The 18,406-nt window shown below is 58.4% G+C and carries 20 protein-coding genes and 1 tRNA gene; 10 read left to right on the plus strand and 11 right to left on the minus strand.

Translation table 11 applies throughout. From position 1 onward, the window contains the following. From PMI35_RS33940 to PMI35_RS15470, 3 genes are read left to right on the plus strand one after another with little or no spacing between them, the layout of a single operon-like run. Complete coding sequence (locus tag PMI35_RS33940; protein WP_157295674.1) at window positions 1-1,203, plus strand: YcaO-like family protein; 1,203 nt, start codon at window positions 1-3, stop codon at window positions 1,201-1,203. 12 nt (window positions 1,204-1,215) lie between these two features. Next, a complete protein-coding gene (locus PMI35_RS15475; RefSeq protein ID WP_008060053.1) occupies window positions 1,216-1,959 on the plus strand; it encodes a hypothetical protein in 744 nt (247 codons plus the stop codon). Then, window positions 1,959-2,678 (plus strand): AAA family ATPase, encoded by a 720-nt coding sequence (locus PMI35_RS15470; protein WP_008060054.1) that lies wholly within the window; start codon window positions 1,959-1,961, stop codon window positions 2,676-2,678. Before PMI35_RS15475 ends, PMI35_RS15470 begins: the two co-directional genes overlap by 1 nt. Before the next feature lie 37 nt (window positions 2,679-2,715). On the opposite strand, the gene PMI35_RS15465 is transcribed toward PMI35_RS15470, so the two are convergent. The 9 genes from PMI35_RS15465 to PMI35_RS15425 form a co-directional block, all read right to left on the minus strand. Next, window positions 2,716-2,991 carry a DUF971 domain-containing protein gene (locus tag PMI35_RS15465; RefSeq protein WP_008060057.1) on the minus strand — a complete coding sequence of 92 codons (276 nt, stop codon included), beginning with the start codon at window positions 2,989-2,991 and terminating at the stop codon, window positions 2,716-2,718. Continuing rightward, window positions 2,988-3,950: a HEAT repeat domain-containing protein gene (locus PMI35_RS15460; protein ID WP_008060060.1), complete on the minus strand. Its 963-nt coding sequence runs from the start codon at window positions 3,948-3,950 to the stop codon at window positions 2,988-2,990. The genes PMI35_RS15465 and PMI35_RS15460 overlap by 4 nt, the downstream gene beginning before the upstream one ends. Then, on the minus strand, window positions 3,947-4,795 hold the full coding sequence (locus PMI35_RS15455; RefSeq protein ID WP_008060062.1) for an ABC transporter ATP-binding protein: 849 nt from the start codon (window positions 4,793-4,795) through the stop codon (window positions 3,947-3,949). Before PMI35_RS15455 ends, PMI35_RS15460 begins: the two co-directional genes overlap by 4 nt. Continuing rightward, window positions 4,795-5,577, minus strand: coding sequence for an ABC transporter permease (locus PMI35_RS15450; RefSeq protein ID WP_008060063.1), 783 nt, complete (start codon window positions 5,575-5,577; stop codon window positions 4,795-4,797). The genes PMI35_RS15455 and PMI35_RS15450 overlap by 1 nt, the downstream gene beginning before the upstream one ends. Before the next feature lie 137 nt (window positions 5,578-5,714). Further along, a complete protein-coding gene (locus tag PMI35_RS15445) occupies window positions 5,715-7,121 on the minus strand; it encodes an ABC transporter substrate-binding protein (protein ID WP_008060064.1) in 1,407 nt (468 codons plus the stop codon). 232 nt (window positions 7,122-7,353) lie between these two features. After that, window positions 7,354-7,599, minus strand: coding sequence for a 4Fe-4S dicluster domain-containing protein (locus PMI35_RS15440; protein WP_008060065.1), 246 nt, complete (start codon window positions 7,597-7,599; stop codon window positions 7,354-7,356). A gap of 26 nt (window positions 7,600-7,625) precedes the next feature. After that, the gene (locus PMI35_RS15435) at window positions 7,626-9,356 is read right to left on the minus strand and encodes a fumarate reductase/succinate dehydrogenase flavoprotein subunit (protein ID WP_008060066.1); all 1,731 of its coding nucleotides are present in this window, start codon (window positions 9,354-9,356) and stop codon (window positions 7,626-7,628) included. Further along, window positions 9,353-10,105 (minus strand): GntR family transcriptional regulator, encoded by a 753-nt coding sequence (locus PMI35_RS15430; RefSeq protein WP_008060067.1) that lies wholly within the window; start codon window positions 10,103-10,105, stop codon window positions 9,353-9,355. The genes PMI35_RS15435 and PMI35_RS15430 overlap by 4 nt, the downstream gene beginning before the upstream one ends. Before the next feature lie 230 nt (window positions 10,106-10,335). Next, the gene (locus PMI35_RS15425; protein ID WP_008060068.1) at window positions 10,336-11,220 is read right to left on the minus strand and encodes a Dyp-type peroxidase; all 885 of its coding nucleotides are present in this window, start codon (window positions 11,218-11,220) and stop codon (window positions 10,336-10,338) included. Window positions 11,221-11,481: 261 nt separating this feature from the next. Between PMI35_RS15425 and PMI35_RS15420 the strand changes: the two genes are divergently transcribed. Together PMI35_RS15420 and PMI35_RS15415 are read left to right on the plus strand one after the other, a co-directional pair. After that, window positions 11,482-13,107: an NADP-dependent glyceraldehyde-3-phosphate dehydrogenase gene (locus PMI35_RS15420; RefSeq protein WP_008060069.1), complete on the plus strand. Its 1,626-nt coding sequence runs from the start codon at window positions 11,482-11,484 to the stop codon at window positions 13,105-13,107. A gap of 44 nt (window positions 13,108-13,151) precedes the next feature. Further along, window positions 13,152-14,174 carry an FUSC family protein gene (locus PMI35_RS15415; protein WP_081504824.1) on the plus strand — a complete coding sequence of 341 codons (1,023 nt, stop codon included), beginning with the start codon at window positions 13,152-13,154 and terminating at the stop codon, window positions 14,172-14,174. A gap of 6 nt (window positions 14,175-14,180) precedes the next feature. Here PMI35_RS15415 and PMI35_RS15410 read toward each other — a convergent pair whose 3' ends face one another. Then, window positions 14,181-15,074 (minus strand): DMT family transporter, encoded by an 894-nt coding sequence (locus PMI35_RS15410; RefSeq protein WP_008060071.1) that lies wholly within the window; start codon window positions 15,072-15,074, stop codon window positions 14,181-14,183. A 136-nt stretch (window positions 15,075-15,210) separates the two neighbouring features. Between PMI35_RS15410 and PMI35_RS15405 the strand changes: the two genes are divergently transcribed. Both PMI35_RS15405 and PMI35_RS15400 read left to right on the plus strand, forming a co-directional pair. Then, complete coding sequence (locus PMI35_RS15405; RefSeq protein ID WP_008060072.1) at window positions 15,211-15,648, plus strand: Lrp/AsnC family transcriptional regulator; 438 nt, start codon at window positions 15,211-15,213, stop codon at window positions 15,646-15,648. A gap of 56 nt (window positions 15,649-15,704) precedes the next feature. Continuing rightward, the gene (locus tag PMI35_RS15400) at window positions 15,705-16,034 is read left to right on the plus strand and encodes a YceK/YidQ family lipoprotein (RefSeq protein WP_008060076.1); all 330 of its coding nucleotides are present in this window, start codon (window positions 15,705-15,707) and stop codon (window positions 16,032-16,034) included. A gap of 60 nt (window positions 16,035-16,094) precedes the next feature. On the opposite strand, the gene PMI35_RS15395 is transcribed toward PMI35_RS15400, so the two are convergent. After that, window positions 16,095-16,766 carry a Bax inhibitor-1/YccA family protein gene (locus PMI35_RS15395; protein ID WP_008060078.1) on the minus strand — a complete coding sequence of 224 codons (672 nt, stop codon included), beginning with the start codon at window positions 16,764-16,766 and terminating at the stop codon, window positions 16,095-16,097. A gap of 123 nt (window positions 16,767-16,889) precedes the next feature. On the opposite strand from PMI35_RS15395, the gene PMI35_RS15390 reads away from it, so the two are divergent. The 3 genes from PMI35_RS15390 to PMI35_RS15380 form a co-directional block, all read left to right on the plus strand. After that, window positions 16,890-16,977 (plus strand) — tRNA-Ser (locus PMI35_RS15390). Window positions 16,978-17,194: 217 nt separating this feature from the next. After that, the gene (locus PMI35_RS15385) at window positions 17,195-17,404 is read left to right on the plus strand and encodes a hypothetical protein (protein ID WP_008060082.1); all 210 of its coding nucleotides are present in this window, start codon (window positions 17,195-17,197) and stop codon (window positions 17,402-17,404) included. 465 nt (window positions 17,405-17,869) lie between these two features. Next, window positions 17,870-18,406: DUF1254 domain-containing protein (locus tag PMI35_RS15380; RefSeq protein WP_008060084.1), on the plus strand; the 537-nt coding region annotated here is incomplete at its 3' end.

An 18,406-nucleotide genomic window follows, 5' to 3' on the forward strand; every position in this document is an offset into this window, starting at 1 on the left:
TTGAAAATTTCAACGCATAACTATGATTCGTCGCTACCTGGGCAAATGTGGTATCAGCCCCCATGTACTTTTGAGTTCCCATTTTGCTCTGAAATCAGTGATCAATGGAACTCCATAGGTTCAGGAATCGGCACAAGCTCAACATCAGTAAAAGCCGCCTTAGGCGAATACTTTGAGAGGCGTCATTTCCATCTAGAAATATTGCCAGATAGCTATTCTAGCCTAGAGAAAAAACTCACACCAAATGAGGTAAAAAAATTCATTAAAGCATTCAATCAAACCGCATCGAAAAATACGAATCTAACATGTTTGAAAAGTCGAAAATTAAATATGATTTCAGCCACACGCATTTCTGATTTTTCAGCCTGCGCAATCCCGTCTGTATGTATTTCTCTTACGCACGACAAAAGTGAAGACAACAAGATCTACCCCAATCGTGACACTTGCGGGTGTAGCTTTCATTGGAATTCAGAATCTGCCGTACTTGGTTCTATCAAAGAATCATTGGAGCGCCAATTTCTCACGCGATTCTGGCTAACCAATCAATATAAAGGAATAATTGACGCAAATGAGATACCAACCAGGATAAAAACGCTTCCTTCTTATGGACTCTTCAACGCCTTAAAAAAATCAGGACAATTGCTAACAATTGACATTTCTGACGAAAAATTTCCAGGAGTATGTCTACTGACAATTTACGGCGCCAACGACCCGACTCGAAACGTTCAGTATTGCGCAGGTATGTCGTACTCAGAAAACCGATCTGAAGCGCTGGATAAATCCATCCTTGAATTATGGCAAACATTCAGATTTATGAATTTATTCAGGGTGTTGCGTGGTAACACAGACTCTCTTGAAGACTCTTATATTCGTCACTTTCTAAAATGCAACTCATACAAGACCTTCGAGGAAATCTCATCAAAAATTGATTACGCGCTCATATCACGCAACGAAATCCAACCATCCAAACTAAACATTGAAACCCTAATCAGAAGCCTGAGAACACAAAATATTGAAGGTTACCTTTACATAAAAGCCGTAAAAATAGACAACATCAAATATACTTTCTGCAAGTTCATCTCACCCTCATTATTTATGCACATGAACAACTCAAAAAACATAAACATAGACAACGACTACTCAGCCTCTTTTCTACCCGCAATAAATGAAGACAGAAAAGAAAAAATGGTCCCATTCCCCTAGAGAAAATTGATCATGAGCAAAAATATCCCCCCCAGAGTTCTGACCCTAACATCAATATTTATGAAAGAGCAACTAAAAGAACCCGTCGCCTTCTTCTGGATCATGATATCACCATGTGCAATGTTCTACTTTTTTGCAGTCACCAGGCAAGACCCCAACTATTACCTGAACAACTACACATCAACATCAGCATGGTTCTATGCCTACATCTCATCTAGCGTCGCATTGTTTGGATTTGCCTTCTACATCATCGGAAGAAGAGAAAGCGGATTCACCCGGTCATTTATCTACTCCCAAGACTCGAAACTTATTTTTCTTTTGTCGCACTTCCTTGCATACTCTTTGATTTCTATAGCATATTGCACCACTTTTTACCTGACAACCAAACTCCCGTTCGGGGACTACTCCGCAATTGAGCTACTTAATATAGCGCTACGCTTTTACATTTGCTTCATCATGTTTTGCACTTTTGGCGCAGCATTTTCATTGCTGCCAATAAATTTTCAAAACTCGAATACATTGCTATCCATTTTTTCGTTCTGCATGCTGATTCTCGGCGTGATGAGTACCAGCACAGCCAACTACATCACCGACAACCTAAACCTTGCAAACCCTCTAACACTTGCAAGCCAGTTAATGGCGCAAGGCATTGAATCCAACAAGCTCATTACATGCACAATAATTACTTTATTTATTATAGCGCTGCACAAAACCTTCAAGCACCTAAGAATAAACCCCGTATGGAGTCGATACTAATGAGAAAATTCAAGGCGCAGAACATTGATTTCGCCTACCCAAACACTCCTCTTTTGACCCAGGCTTCCCTCGAAGTATCCCAGGGTGAAATCGTCGGCATCTTAGGACCCAACGGATCAGGCAAAACTTCTTTTTTTGACATTGCATGTGAACTTAAACAAGCAAACTCAGGTTTGATAAAAAACGACTTCAGTCACTTCCTATATCTCTCTCAAATCATCAGCACTCCCCCGCCGCTTCGCATGCGTGATATTTTTAAAATGGTGACTGCATTATCTTCAAGCGAATCCATGACACAAGAAAAAACGTTGAAAAAACTATCCACATGGAGTCCTGCGATAGTGAGCCGCTACCAAAATATATGGAACAAAAAATCGGCGCTGTGCAGTTACGGAGAAACGCGCTGGTTCTTCACCCTCACGCTCCTTTCAATGTCTGCAGACTTCGTGGTGCTCGACGAACCGACTGCGGGTGTCGACCCGGAGTTTCGTCACTATATTTGGCAATGCCTTCACGGCGCGGCACAGGAAGGCACTGCCATTCTGGTTTCTTCTCACAATGTCGAGGAGGTGATCAGCCACTGTGATTATTTCTATATGATCAGCCAACAACGCTTCAATCGCTTCGCCAATGGAAACGAATTCATGCATCGGTATGGAACAAAGACTGTGGATGATGCATTTATCCGAGCCGTTACTGAACCTGTATTCGCAGCATAAGCCACTCGCGAATGCTGTTGATCATTTAACGTCGATATCAAGTTAAGGCTGCTAGATAGTCCCAGGGGTAGATCCCCCGTTCATGCCCATCACTGAACACCAGCTGCACCCCATACCCCTGCGAGTTCACCTCGACCAACCGAACACGGGCGTCGACCAGCGGCGCCATCCCGCGCAATCGAAACGCCCGGCACTGCGAGCACGGGCACTGGCGGCGCAACTCGGCATGGTCCAGCCACTGCTCGCGGCCATCCGGCCAGTTCAAGCGCAGCCGCTGCCTGCTGCGGGAATTGCCCACTGCCACCGGGTTCATTGCAGCTGACTCAGGGCAATGCGCACTGCTTTGCGCACCTCGGGATCGCCATCGTCCTGCGCGGCCAGCAGCGGTGCGATAGCGCTTTTTTCATTCAGTTCGCCGAGGGCCAGGGCGGCTTCCTTGCGCAGGTTGCTGATGCGGTGGCCGAGGGTTTCGATCAGCGCGTCGAGGGCCGGGACGTAACGCAAGCGGCCGAGGCTGCGGGTGGCGCGCAGGCGCACTTGCCAGTAATCGTCGCTCAAGGCCTGGACCAATGCCGGGCCGGCGTCGATGTGGCCGACCTTGCCCAGGGTGGTGGCGGCTTCTTCGCGTACTTGCCAGGCCTGATCCTGCAAGGCCTGGCGCAAGGCCGGCAGCACCTGTGCGTCAGAGGCCAGGCCGAGTGCTCCGGTGGCGGCGCGGCGCACTTCGGTGTCCGGGTCGGCACTGGCCAGTCGAGCCAGGGCCGGCAAGGCGTCGAGTTGTTTGAGCCAACCCAGCACGCCGACGGCTTCACGGCGGACATTGGCCTCCTGATCGCTTAACGCAACCAGCGCCGCCGGGGCCGCCTGCGGGTAGCGCAACTCGCGCAAGGCCCTGAACGCCGCAATGCGCACGCCGATGTCGGCATGCCCGGTCCACGGCAGGATCACCCCGCCCGCCGCTTCGCTCTTGAGCAGGCTGAGGCTTTGCGCGGCGGCGGCTTGCACCGCTGCGGATGGATCGGTCAGCGCCTGGCACAGCGCTTCGACCACAGGTTCATCCTCCCAGGCTTCCAGCAACCGCGCGGCTTCGGCGCGGACGTCTTCGGCCGGGTCCCCGGCCAATCGGTTGACCAGCCACAGCAGGCCGTCCGGCTCTTCCAGGTCGGCCAGTTCGATCAGGGCGATGCGGCGCACGCCGGCATCGTCGTCAGTCAGGCGCGGTTGCAGGGCGAGAATTTCATCGTTATCGGTTACATCGAATAGTGAGGTCATAGGGCAAATCGCGGCAGTTTGTTTTCAGGGGGAAGTCCGAGAGGGTTCAGGCGTGGCAGCTGCCGACCGTCTTCGTGACGCAGGAGTTCGAGGCAGTGACGTTTCAAGCGGGAAAATTCATGGCTGGTCACCAGTTCGGTGGTGCGTGGCCGGGGGAAATCCAGGCGCAGGTCTTCGATGATCCGACCGGGACGCGTGCTCATCACCAGCAGGCGATCGGCGAGGAACAGTGCCTCGTCGATGTCATGGGTGACGAACACCACGGTGGTGCGAATCCGCGTCCAGATGTCCAGCAGCAGTTCCTGCATGTTCAAGCGGGTCAGGGCATCGAGAGCGCCGAACGGCTCGTCCATGAGCAATAGCCGTGGACGATTGACCAGCACCCGGGCGATTTCCACCCGTTGCTGCATGCCACCGGAGAGCTGGTCCGGCCAGCGCTCGGCGAAGCCTTCAAGACCCACCAGGTTGAGGATTTCATCGGCGGCCTTGTGGCGTTCGGTTTTCTCGATGCCGCGCATTTTCAGGCCGAATGCAACGTTGTCGCGCACCGTGCGCCAGGGGAACAGTGTGTGTTGCTGGAACACCATGCCGCGTTGCGGCGACGGGCCGGACACCGCCGCGCCATCGACCTTGAGGCTGCCAGCGCGCGGTTGCAGGTGACCGGCCAGCGCACCGAGCAAGGTAGACTTGCCGCAACCGGACGGCCCGAGGATGCACACGAATTGCCCCGGTTCGATCTGGCAATCGAGGCCCTGCACGGCTTCAAAGGCGGCACTGCCCTCGCCCAGGCTGATCGACAGACCGCGGATATCGATCCGCCCTTCAGGCTGTTGAAACACACTCATCAGGCTTTTCCTCGTGGTCGATGCCAAGGCGTGAACACGCCGCCCAGGCGTTTGATCAGCAGACTGCTGCCCATCCCGAGTACGCCGATCAGCAACATGCCGACCACGATGTCGGGGTAGTTCTGGATGGTGTAGGACTCCCAGGTGTAATAGCCGATGCCGTACTGGCCGGAGATCATCTCGGCGGTCACCAGGCAAAACCACGAGGTGCCCATGCCGATGGCAAGGCCGGTGATGATGCTCGGTGCGGCACCCGGCAGAATCACTTCCAGCAGCATCGCCCGGCGCCCTGCCCCAAGGCTTTTGGCCGAGGCGATCAACCGGGGATCGACGCCTTCGACGCCATGCACGGTGTTGAGCAGGATCGGGAACAGGGCACCGGTAAAGGTGATGAAGACCATCGACAGCTCGGACGAGGGGAACATCAGGATCGCCAGGGGAATCCAGGCCACGGCGGGGATTGGGCGCAGCACTTCCAGCGGTGGCAGCAACAGGTCTTCGGCCCATTTCGAGCGGCCGATGGCCAGGCCCAGGGCAACGCCGATGACCAGCGCCGCGAGGTAACCGGCGAAGACCCGGCTGAGGCTGCTGCCAAGGTGCCGGGCGAGCTTGCCGGAGTCACCCAGGCCCAGCGCCGCTTCAATCACGGCCAGCGGGGTCGGGACGTTGGCGAAAGTCACCAGGCCGAGGTTCCAGTGGTGGCTGGCGGCGAGTTGCCAGAATAGAAGGCAGAGCAGCAGTGAGGCTGCCCTCGGAATCCAGCGTAAAAATGATCCGTACACAGTTCTTCCTCTTAACCCAGAACACTGTGGGAGCGGGCTTGCCCGCGATTGCGGTGGGTCAGCCAACACTAATGCCGACTGATATGCCCCATCGCGGGCAAGCCCGCTCCCACAGGGAATTTCAGCGTATTCGGGGGTTAGCGCACGGCCACGGCCTGGGTCGTGGCATCTGTGAAGTCGAACACCTTGCCGCCCTGGGCTGTAGCGAATTGCTGAGCCTGGCCCTTGAGCAGGAACGCACTCAGTTGCCCCTTGGCATCACTGGCAAACCACGCCTGGTCGGCCAGCAACTTGATCCCGCTGTCACTGGCCTGGGCATACACCGCGCGGATGTTCTTGCCTTCCTGTTTCAGCGCGGCCAGCGCGGTGAAGGCCGCTTGCGCCGAGGCGTATTGGCGGACTTTCGGCTCGCCGCGCACCCAGATCTCGGCCACGTGGCTGAAGTCGGTGATGGCCTGGCCGCTTGACGCATCCACCGCCTTGAGTGGCGTCTGCGCGTAATTGGCCAGCTGCGCCGTGTAGTCCAGGTTCGACGCCTTGAACGCGGCGCGAATGTACTGGTCGTCGATGAAGGTATTCAGGTCGAGGCCGCGATCAGCCTTCTTCAACAGCTTGAGGGTGTCGATGGCGGTGCCGACGGCCTGGCGATATTCCGGCTTCCAGGTCAGGTCGCGGGTTTGCACACCGAGCGGGCCGTGGAACAGGTAGTTGACCTCGGCATCGACCCCGGTGACCTTGGCGATCAGCTCGCTGTACTTCTCGGGTTCAGCGGCGAGCAACTGGTTGGCTTCGATGCTTGCGCGCAGATAGGCGACGACGATTTCCGGGTATTTCTTCGCATAGGCCTGGTCGACCAGCGCCCCGTGGAAGGTCGGCGCGCCGGCCTGGGAACCATCGTAGATCTTGCGCGCGAAGCCACGGCTCGGGAACAGTTCGGCGAACGGCACGAAGTCGGCATGGGCGTCGATCTTGCCAGCCTGCAACGCGGAACCGGCGACTTCCGGTGGCTGGGCAATGATGTTCACGTCCTTGAGCGGGTCCCAGCCCTGGGCCGCCACAGCGCGCAGCAACATGCCGTGGGCGGTGGACGCGAACGGTACGGAAATGGTCTTGCCCTTGAGCTCGGCCAGTGACTGCACGCCCGATGCGCTCGGCACCACGATGCCGTTGCCACTGCCCTTGGTGCTGCCCGACAGCACACTGATGAACAGGCTGTGCTTGCCGGCGGTTTCAAACGCCACGCCGTTGAACGAACCGGGGAAATCGGCCATGGCGCCGAAGTCGAGTTTGCCGGCGACCATCTCATTGGTCAGCGGCGCGCCACTGGTGAAGTTCTTCCACTGCACCTCGTATTGGGCGTCCTTGTAGGGGCCGTCGTGGGGCAGGTATTTGTCCAGCAGGCCCAGCTCGCGGATCAACAGGCCGCCGGCGGCGCAGTTGATGGTGGTGTCCTGGGTGCCGATGGCAATGCGGATGGTTTCGGCTTGCGCCGACAAGGTGAATGAAGCCAGTACCAGACCGGCCAAAGCTGCACGCAACATCATGAGTGTTTCCCCTCGAATCATTTATAGGATGTTCGTCTCCGCCACGATCAGGGCGTGGTGGGAAACGAGGGGTGTTTTTCAGTACAGCGTCCGGTGTCGCCGGGTAGCTCTTTCGGGTTGTCACAAAACCAATGTAGGAGTGAGCCTGCTCGCGATGGCGATGGCACATCCAACATCTCATTGTCTGACCCACTGCGATCGCGAGCAGGCTCACTCCTACAGGGATTGGGTTTCAGCGCAGGAGGTAAGGGATATCCACTTTCACGGCGCCAGTCGGGCAGTCCTTTTCACAGGGCATGCAGTACCAGCATTCATCGAAGGCCATGTAGGCCTTTTGTGTGGCCGGGTTGATCGCCAGCAAGTCCATCGGACAGACGTCGACGCACACGGTGCAGCCTTTGTGGGCGATGCAAAGGTCCTCGTCGACGGTGACCGGTGCATTGGAGCGAAAGAATATTTCCTGGGGTTGGTAGGCCATTTCACGTTTTCTCTCTAGTGTCATGCTCAAGCCGCGTCGGCACCGACCCGCAACCGGTCGTAGGCCTGCATTTCCTCGGCGTCCAGCGGGATGATGTAAGGCTCGACGGCTTTCTTGAAACTGGTCATCACGCCGTTTTCAGCCTTCTTCAGGTGGCAGTGGCAAAACCAGTCGCTGTCGTTGCGTTGCGGGTGGTCGACCCGGTAGTGGTAAAGCCCCCAGCGACTTTCGGCGCGGAACAACGATGCGCGGGCGGCCATTTCGGCGCAGTCGCGGATCATGCTGACTTCCATGGCGCGCATCAGTTCGTGGGCGTTGTGGGCCTTGATCTGGTCGAGGTCACGCTGGATGTCGCTGAAACGTTGCAGGCCGATCTGCATCTTCTTGGTCACTTTCGGCGGCTGCAGGTAGTCGTTGACGAAGCGCCGCAGCTTGTACTCGACCTGGGCCGGTGGCAGGCCGTGTTCGCGGTCCAGCGGTGCGTAGACTCGCTGTTTTTCGATGTCGATCTGCTCGGCATCCAGTGCTGAAAACTCGCGTCCGGCGACAAAGTCTGCCGCGTTGGTGCCGGCAAACCAGCCGTAGGTGAACGCACCGAGCATGTAGTTGTGCGGCACCGCGGCCATGTCACCCGCCGAATACAAACCCTTGACCGAGGTCTCGGCCTTCTCGTTGACCCACACGCCCGACGCCGAATGCCCGCTGCAAAAGCCGATCTCGGAGATGTGCATCTCGACCATCTGCGTGCGGTAATCGGTGCCGCGATTGGCGTGGAACTGACCGCGACTCGGCCGCTCGTTGCTGTGCAGGATCTCTTCGATGTTCTGGATGGTTTCTTCGGCCAGGTGATCGAGCTTGAGGAACACCGGGCCGTTGCCACTTTCCAGCTCCTGGTGGAACTCCCACATCATCTGGCCGCTCCAGTAGTCGCACTCGATGAAGCGCTCGCCCTTGTTATTGGCGGTGTAGCCGCCCAGGGGGCCAGTGACATAGGCGCAGGCCGGGCCGTTGTAGTCCTTGATCAGCGGGTTGATCTGGAAGCACTCCAGGTTCGCCAGCTCCGCTCCGGCGTGATAGGCCATGGCGTACCCGTCACCGGCATTGGTCGGGTTTTCGTAGGTGCCCATCAGGTAACCCGAGGACGGCAGGCCCAGGCGCCCGGCGGCACCGCAGGCGAGGATCACGGCCTTGGCCTTGATCACATGGAAGTCGGCCGTGCGGCAATCGAAGCCCATCACGCCGTTGACCGCGCCCTCCTCGTCCTTGAGCAAGCGGGTGCAGACCAGCCGATTGGTGATGCTGACCCGCGCCCGCTTCAACTGGCGGTACAGGACCTTCTTGATGTCGTGGCCTTCCGGCATCGGCAGCACGTAGGCGCCCATGTGGTGGACCTTTTTCACCGCGTAGTCGCCGGTCTCGTCCTTCTCGAATTTCACGCCCCAGCGGTCCAGCTGTTCGATGGTCTCGAAGCTGTGGGTCGCGTAGGCATAGACCGCGGCCTGATTGACGATGCCGTCGTTGGCGATGGTGATTTCCTTGGTGTATTGCTCCGGTGTGGAGTGGCCGGGAATGATCGCGTTGTTCAGGCCGTCCATGCCCATGCTGATCGCGCCGCTACGCTTTACGTTGGCCTTGTCGATCAACAACACCCGCAGGTCGCGGTTGCGTTCCTTGGCCTTGATCGCCGCCATGGGGCCGGCGGTACCGCCGCCGATCACGACGATGTCGTATTCCTGTTCAAGAGTCGTTCGGGTCATTCCTGCGCCCCTTTTTGCCGGTCGATCCGCAAGCGGTACTGGAAGGCATCGCCACGGTAGTAAAGGTGTTCGAAGTCCACTGGGCGGCCTTCGGCGTCGTGGGTCAGACGCTCGATGCGCATGATCGGCGAACCGGCCTCGACGTTCAGCGCCTGGGTCAGATCGCTGTCGGCCAGTACCGCGTCGATGGCGAGGTCGGCGTGACCGAGGGCCAGGCCGCAGTCGTTTTCCAGGATCAGGAAAATGTCGCGGGTCACCAGGTCGGCCTTCTCCAGGCGTTCGCCAAGGGCTTTGGGAAGGTAGGTGATTTCCAGGGAAATCGGCTCGCGGTTGATCAGGCGAACCCGCTTGATCTGCGCCACGGTCTCGCCTTCGGCGACCTGCAAGCGCTCGGCAACCAGCTTGTCGGCGGCGATGAACTTATAGCTGCGCAGGCGGTTGATCACCTCATAGCCGCGACCGGTCATGGACTCGGCCAGGCCTTGCAAAGTGCTGACGTTCTGGAAGGTTTTCGGCTTGGCAACGAAGGTGCCCTTGCCGTGGATCTTGAAGATCAGCCCTTCCTTCTGCAGATCGCCGAGGGCCTGGCGCACGGTGATGCGACTGACCTTGAACAGCGCGCCGAGCTCGCTTTCGGAAGGCATCTGGCTGTCCTGCGGATATTCACCGTCGAGGATGCGCGCACGCAACACATCGCGCAGCTGGGTGTGCAGAGGAACGCTACTGAGAGATAGAACGTTATCGGTCATGAAGATCACTTGTCATAACGAGTTATGACGTGATCTTAGGGTTCTAAGGACAGGCTTGAGAAATACTGTTTGGGCATAAGGTTAGATGCGACGGCCTACCTGACACACCGCAGCGCCCAGTTCGCGCAGCTCACCTGTAGGAGCAAGGCTTGCCCGCGAAGAACGATAACGCGGTGCAACAGGTACACCGCGGCGCCCCGTTCGCCGGCAAGCCTGGCTCCTACAGGGGGTCAGGCGCGCAGGGCTCGTAAGTCCAATCGACCATCCTTCAACGGCGGACACCAGTAGTAGCCACCAGTAATAGGCCGGCTGATGCGGTACAAACCATCGGTGATGCCATCTTCCAGCCCGCTCATGCGCCGCAGTTGGACTTCGAACGCATCAAGGGAAAAACCGAAGGCCAGGAACATCAACCCGGCGCGCTCGCCTTCGATCCACGGCATCGAGCGGCGAACCACGAACGCCTCAGGGGCAAAGCTCTCCTGGGCGGTGCGTTTGACGTGGGCAGAGATCGGTGCGTCGTCGAGTTCTTCGTTATCGCTCAGGCGACGGCCCATGATGTCATCCGTCTCATGGGACGGCATCGCACGAAAGCCCTTGAGGTCATGCTGCCACTGCTGGAGCGCGGCGAAGCTGCCGCCCACCATGCCCTCGGCGCCCTCACCCACCAGCGCGGCGGCGGCGGCGGCTTCGTCACGGGGGTTTTCAGTGCCGTCTTCGTAGCCGGTCAGGTCATGGCCGTCACGGTGACGGAAACCCTCGGTCACTTGCACCAGGCGCAGGGCCGGGGCCAATGCCGCCTCGAAAGCGTTGCTGCGGTTAAGCAGTTCGCCGCGGTCGACCCCGTGCAACCAGCACCAGAGCGCCTGTTGCGTCGACGGGTTGTCGACGCCGACACCGCTCAGCGCCGGAAAAGCCCGCAAGCCTTCGACATGCCCGTCGAGGGCCTTGACCAGGGACTCACCGAAGCCGACCACCGCCGATTTGCCATCCACCAGTTGCGCAAGCTTGTCCAGCGCGGCCGGGAGTGCCGCGGCCGACTCCAGGGCGAAGAACATGTGACGAGCGAGAGGCGGTACAGGGGTGGCGAGGATGCCCGGCTGGTAGTGACTCATGTGAACTCCTTTATGAAAGAGCGCGAAGTTTAACCCCGACACCGGCCATTGTGTGCTCCCAGGTCAAAAGATCGCGTTTCACCCCAACGCCGATTGCGGTCTACGCTTGAAGCACAATAATCACACCTTCACCCCTCTATTCTGCCCATCAGCGCTCGATTGCAGTTAAAAAAAACCATCAACAAGGCGTATAACCCTTGAACTGGATTCTTCAACGGCTAGCCATAAGCGCACGGCTGACATTACACACGGGGTAGCGACATGACGACCGCACAGATTCTTGGCAACCTGTTTCCCGACGCCGACAACATTCCGGAAAAATACCGTCTCGACGGAAAGACCGAACAACGTGAGTACCTGGTCGACGGCGTGTTGAAAACCTGGCCAGGCCCCCTCGCCCAGGTCCGCAGCCCGGTGTACCTGAGTGGCCCTGGCGGCGATGAACAAGTCATTCTCGGCAGCACGCCGCTGCTGGATGCCGCCACCGCCTTGACCGCGCTCGATGCCGCCGTGCGCGCCTATGATCGCGGCCAGGGTTTGTGGCCAACCATGCGCGTGGCCGAGCGCATCCAGCACGTCGAAACCTTCCTCGGGCACATGCGCGAACAGCGCGAGGCGGTGGTGAAGTTGCTGATGTGGGAAATCGGCAAGAACCTCAAGGATTCGGAAAAGGAGTTCGACCGCACCTGCGATTACATCGTCGACACCATCAACGCCCTGAAGGAACTCGACCGCCGCTCCAGCCGTTTCGAACTGGAACAGGACACCCTCGGCCAGATCCGCCGCGTACCGCTGGGCGTGGCGTTGTGCATGGGGCCTTACAACTACCCGCTGAACGAAACCTTCACCACGCTGATCCCGGCGCTGATCATGGGCAACACCGTGGTGTTCAAGCCTGCCAAGCTGGGCGTGCTGTTGATCCGCCCATTGCTGGAGGCCTTCCGCGACAGCTTCCCGGCCGGGGTGATCAACGTGATCTATGGCAGTGGGCGCGAGACGGTCAGTGCGCTGATGGCCAGCGGCAACATCGACATATTTGCCTTCATCGGCACCAACAAGGCCGCCAGTGACCTGAAGAAATTGCACCCGCGCCCTCACCGCTTGCGCGCGGCACTCGGCCTGGATGCGAAAAACCCCGGCATCGTCCTGCCGGAAGTGGATCTGGACAATGCGGTGACTGAAGCGCTCACCGGCTCCCTGTCATTCAACGGCCAGCGCTGCACAGCGTTGAAAATCCTGTTTGTCCACGAAGACGTGGTCGACGCCTTCATCGAGAAATTCAACGCCAAACTGGCCACGCTCAAACCCGGCATGCCGTGGGACAGCGGCGTGGCCCTGACGCCGCTGCCGGAATCGGGCAAGGTCGATTACCTGCACTCGCTGGTGGCCGATGCCGTGGGCAAAGGCGCGAAAGTGGTCAACCCCAATGGCGGCGAGGCCCGCGCGTCGTTCTTCTACCCCGCCGTGCTGTACCCGGTGACGCCGCAGATGCGGGTCTACCAGGAAGAACAATTCGGCCCGGTGGTGCCGATCGTGCCCTATCGTCACCTGGACACGGTGATCGACTACGTCCTCGAATCGGACTTCGGCCAGCAACTGAGCATCTTCGGCACCAACCCGGTGGCGGTCGGAAGACTGGTCGACACCTTCGCCAACCAGGTCGGGCGCATCAACCTCAACGCCCAATGCCAGCGCGGCCCCGACACCTACCCGTTCAACGGCCGGAAAAACTCCGCCGAGGGCACCCTGTCGGTGCATGACGCCCTGCGGGTGTTTTCGATTCGTACGCTGGTGGCGACCAAATTCCAGGAGACCAACAAGGATCTCATCAGCGAGATCATCAGCGGCCGCAGTTCGAGTTTCCTGACCACTGACTACATCTTCTGAGGAGAGCCGACCTGAGCGCATCCACGGCTCTTAGCCTGCCACCGCTGCTGCGCCGGTTACTGCGTCCGCTGCTGGACCCGTACCGGCGCTATCGCCACGCGCGGATGATCCATGCGGTGCGCGTGTCGCTCGGGTTGCTGGCGACGATCCTGCTGACCACCGGCATCCACCTGCCACACGGCGAGTGGGCCTCGGTGACGATGCTGGTGGTGATCGGCGGCTTGCAGCACCATGGCAACATCGGCAAGAAAGCCGCCGAACGGGCCATCGGCACCCTGGTCGGGGCGGCTATCGGCCTGGTCCTGGTGGTGCAACAGTCCTGGCTCGGCATGCCGTGGCTGACCTATTTCGCCATGGCGGTGGTGTGCGGCTTCTTCTCGTACCATGCCATCGGCAAAGGCGGATACACCGCGCTGCTGGCCGGCATTACCGTATTCATCGTCGCCGGGCATGGCGACAATCCAGTCTCCGACGGGCTGTGGCGCGGGGTCGACATCCTGATCGGCATTGCCCTGGCACTGGCGTTTTCCTTCGCCCTGCCGCTCTACGCGGTCTATTCCTGGCGGTACAACCTGGCTGATGCCCTGCGTGATTGCGCGACGATCTACGGGCGCATCATCGACGGCCAACCGGTGACCGCCGACGAACACCTCAAGCTGATGGGCCGCCTGAACACCGTGATGGTGCAACTGCGCTCCCTGATGCCCTCGGTGTCCAAGGAGGTGAAGATTTCCATGACCGAACTCGATGCCATCCAGCGTCAGCTGCGTCTGTGTGTCAGCACCCTCGAGATATTGGGCAATGCCCGACCGGATGCCGGCGACCTGCAATCGGCTTTGAAGGCAGAACATCGGCTGATTCGCGTGCAACTGGTTGGCATGGCGCGGGCGCTGAAGTCCGGTGTCACCCATCGACTGGATCGTCCCGTGGCGCTGCCGATCGTCAGTCTCGATGCACCGGTCTATAACGCCCTGGACGGTTACCGCTTATTGACCGAGCAACTGCTGGCCAACATTGGCCAGATGCGCCAGCGTCTGGCCAAGACCGCGCCGCGCTGGAACATCTGAAGCGCCTTACGGGGTAACGGTCCGCCGGAATTTCAGGCTCCAGCCCTGCTGCATGCCGGCCGCGGCCAGCAGGATCGCGGCCACCCCGATCCATTGCAGCGGTTCCAGGCGATGGCCGAAGGCAAACCAGTCGACGAAGATCGCCGCGATCGGGTAGATGAACGACAGCGCGCCGGTCAATGCCGTCGGCAACTTCTGGATCGCGCCATACAACAGCACGTACATTACGCCGGTGTGCACGATGCCCAAGGTGAGCAGGCTACCCCACGCGCTTGGCCCCTGCGGCAGGGCAGAAAAGTGCGCGAACGGCGCGAGCAGCAACACACCGGTGCTGACCTGTACCAACGCGATCAGGTGCGGTGGCGTACCGGTCAGGCGCTTGATGATCAGCGCAGCGATCGCGTAGAGGAACGCAGCACCCAAGGCCAGAACGATACCCATCAGGTACTCGTTACCGCTCTCGCCCTCCCCGCCATGTGCACTGACAATCGCCAGCATCCCGAGAAACGAAACGCCCAGCCAGGCCAGTTTCTGCAGGGTGATTTTCTCGTTGAGAAACACCGCCGCCAGCCCCACCAGCATGAACGGCTGGACGTTATAGACCGCCGTACCGATGGCAATCGAGGCGCGGGAATAGGAGGCGAACAACAGCACCCAGTTGCCGACGATCGCCACACCGCTGAGCACCGCCAACAGGAAAGTGGTGCGGGTCAGAATGCCAGGGCGAAGGAAGCCGAACGCCGCGCAAATCAGCAGCAGCGCACCGGCCCCGAACAGGCAGCGCCAGAACACCACGTCCAGCACCGGTTGCCCGGACACCAGCACAAACCAGCCGATGGTTCCGGAGATCAGCATGGCGGCAGTCATTTCAAACGAGCCGCGACGTATCGAGTTGTCCATCATCAGACTCCTGTGGTTGATGGGCAAAGTATGCCAATCCACCGGGACGCTTCTCCAGCGCAAAAATCAGGCTAAACTTCGAATCTGCCTTTAATGCGAAGGCGATTGTGCTTAATTGCCTAATTGAGGTTTCGCCATGACCGATGACATCGACCAAGTGCTGATCAGCGCCTTGATGGAAGACTCGCGACGCTCGCTCAAGGCCCTGGCGCAAATCAGCGGCCTGTCCTCTCCCAGCGTCGCAGAACGCCTGCGGCGTCTCGAGGAGCGCGGCGTGCTCAAGGGCTACACCGTGGAAATCGACCCGAAATGCTTCGGCTATCAACTCCAGGCCATCGTGCGCGTTCGCCCGCTGCCCGGCCAGTTGCAGGAAGTGGAACGGCAGATCATGGCGATTCCCGAGTTCACCGAATGCGACAAGGTCACCGGTGACGACTGCTTCATCGCCCGCCTGCACGTGCGTTCGATGGAACAACTGGACACCCTGCTCGACCGCCTCAACACCCACGCCGAAACCAACACCGCCATCGTCAAGAAAACCCCGGTCAAGCGGCGCTTGCCGCCAATGGCGTAGATGAGGTTCCTTTCAAAAGCTGTAAACTGGCAGTTCTTTAGCTAAGGAATGGCGGAATGAAAAACCTGTTCATGTTGCTGGCGGTGCTTATACTCGCGGGATTTGGCACGGTCCAGACGGTGATGCGTGCAGATGAAGTGGCAGCAAAAAGCCTCAAGGAACAAAAAAGTTACTGCGGCGCAATTCCCCGAATCTACAGCGGCGTGACGTACGACTTCTGCTATTTGAACGCGCCTCTGGAAAAAGGACGAGACGCTCAGAACCATGACAGCGCTCCAGCCATTGTCCTGATCGACGTGGTCCTTTCCGGCGCGCTCGACACTTTGCTGCTGCCCTATACTTTCTACCGGCAGCAAGCCGATGGGAGCATCATCATTACCGAGTGACCCTGTATTTCAGACATGAAAAAACCCGCCGAAGCGGGTTTTTTCAATCATGGCTGGCGATCAATCATCGCGGCTCATGATGCCAAACAGCTGCAACAAGCTGATGAACAGGTTGTAGATCGATACATACAGGCTAATGGTGGCCATGATGTAGTTGCGCTCGCCGCCGTGGATGATGGCGCTGGTCTGGAACAGGATGCAGACCGAGGAGAACAGCACGAAGCCCGCGCTGATCGCCAGTTGCAGGCCGCTGATCTGGAAGAAGAAGCTGGCAACCACCGCACCCAGCAACACGAAGAAACCCGCAGTAATGAAGCCACTGAGGAAACTCATGTCCTTGCGCGAGATCAGCACATAGGCCGACAGGCCGCCAAACACCAGTGCTGTCATGGCAAAGGCCGAGCTGACCACTTCCGCGCCGCCCTGCATGCCCAGGTAACGGTTGAGGATCGGGCCGAGCAGGAAACCCATGAAACCGGTAAGGGCAAAGGCCGACACCAGGCCCCAGGCGGAGTCACGGAGTTTGTTGGTCAGGAAGAAAAGGCCGTAGAAGCCGATCAGCACCACGAAAATGTTCGGGTAGCCGACACGCATCTGCTGGGCAACGTAAGCCATCACACCACTGAAGGCGAGCGTCAGTGCCAGCAAGCCGTATGTGTTGCGCAGGACGCGGCTAACCTCTAGCTGCTCAGCCTGCACGCTGTTATTCACTGCGTAATCCTGTTCGCGCATGGCGACACTCCTGTTGGTTTGAAACGTTCAGTCGCAAAGATCATAACAGACGCCCTGTAACAAGCTATGCAGAGAGTTTGACAGTGTGTTTCATTCAGGTATTATGGCGCCCGCAACACAAACGGAGGTGTGGCCGAGTGGTTTAAGGCAACGGTCTTGAAAACCGTCGACTGTAACAGGTCCATGAGTTCGAATCCCATCGCCTCCGCCATCTTTATACGACAAAGCCCTGATTATTCAGGGCTTTGTCGTTTCTGGGGTTTGCGTTTGCATGCCACCTCTGTGCGGATCGTTTCCGCATCTTTTCGGCTATTTCCGCAACTCACCCTCCGAAATGACTTGAAACAGCTGCCTTCTTCCCCTTCCCCGCGGCGTACTGCCGACCTTAAATTGCCCTGCTACGCTGACCTCAAAAACGAGGATTCGCGATGCCAAATTCTGATCTGCTCCCTTCCCTGCTTTGCAAAATCAACGAAAACCAGCTCGCCCTGGAAGCCGCCATCCTGGAGCTTTCGAACTGGGTCGAGCAGCGCGGAGCGGCCGACGTCGCTGATAATGTCCGCGGCGCCTTGGACACCATCGATAAAAATGAAGAGTTCATCAAGCTGACGCTCGCCGTGCTGGTGACCCCGGAGTGACGGCGATCGACCGATTGTGTTGAAAAAGTCGGTCCTTCCAGATCGCCTGCGTACAGGCTGCTGAAAACGCCTTTTTTGCGCGCAGCTACGCGAAATCTGAGCTCGGAATCCTCTGCACAAAGTAAAGATTTCAATCTCAAGCGCGTACTTTTCTGCCTCGGAAACCATGGCCGACTTTTTCAACAGAATCGACCCACAGCTGCCCATCGGAGTCTTGGGCGAGAGCGCCGAAGCGGGCAACGAATGGGGGCAGTTGAGCCATAGGCAGGCCCGAGGCGAACGGTAGCGGCTGCACCCGTGGAGCGCTGGCCGAATAGCCCAAGCTGTCTAATTTTGGGCTGCTACAATCAAACGGCGTGCCGCAGCGGTGCTGTCGCAGGGATCCAGTCGCCACAAAATTTGACCCTACTTTTCCGCATGTTTTTCGGCATCCACTCACGTATTGACGGAGTTTGGAGGTTAAACATGTCGATTGGATCTTGCGTTGCCAGCCGAGGATATTATCGTGTCAAGGAAAGTAATCCTCGATCCTTAACCGTTTTACTGGGCATTGGGGCAGCCTTCCTGATGCTGGCGGGTAACGCTCAGGCGCAGCAGGTGGCGATCCCTACAACCGCCAGCGAAGTTCCCGGCCCGGCTAGCGGTACCGCCATGACCACGGCTTACGTGGAATCTGTGGGGCGCATGGCCTACCTGTGGGGCTGGCCGCTGGTCAACATGGCCAACCGCGGCAATGCCTTTTCGAAGGCCCCCGAACCCGGCTTGATGGGCGGTGTGATACCGATCGCATTCAACCGGAACGCAATGTTGACCGGGTACATCAGCCCTGACCAAACCTTCATCGCTTGCCCCAACCAGGATGTCGCGTACGGCGCCGGCTTCATGACGCTGGACAAAGAACCCATCGTCTTCCAGGTCCCGGATTTCGGTGATCGTTTCTGGGTCTACGCCCACTATGACGCGCGCACCGACGAATTCTCCGAGATCGGTAAGGCCTATGGC

The organism is Pseudomonas sp. GM78 (genome assembly GCF_000282475.1).
In the GTDB taxonomy this organism is placed as follows: Bacteria; Pseudomonadota; Gammaproteobacteria; order Pseudomonadales; family Pseudomonadaceae; genus Aquipseudomonas.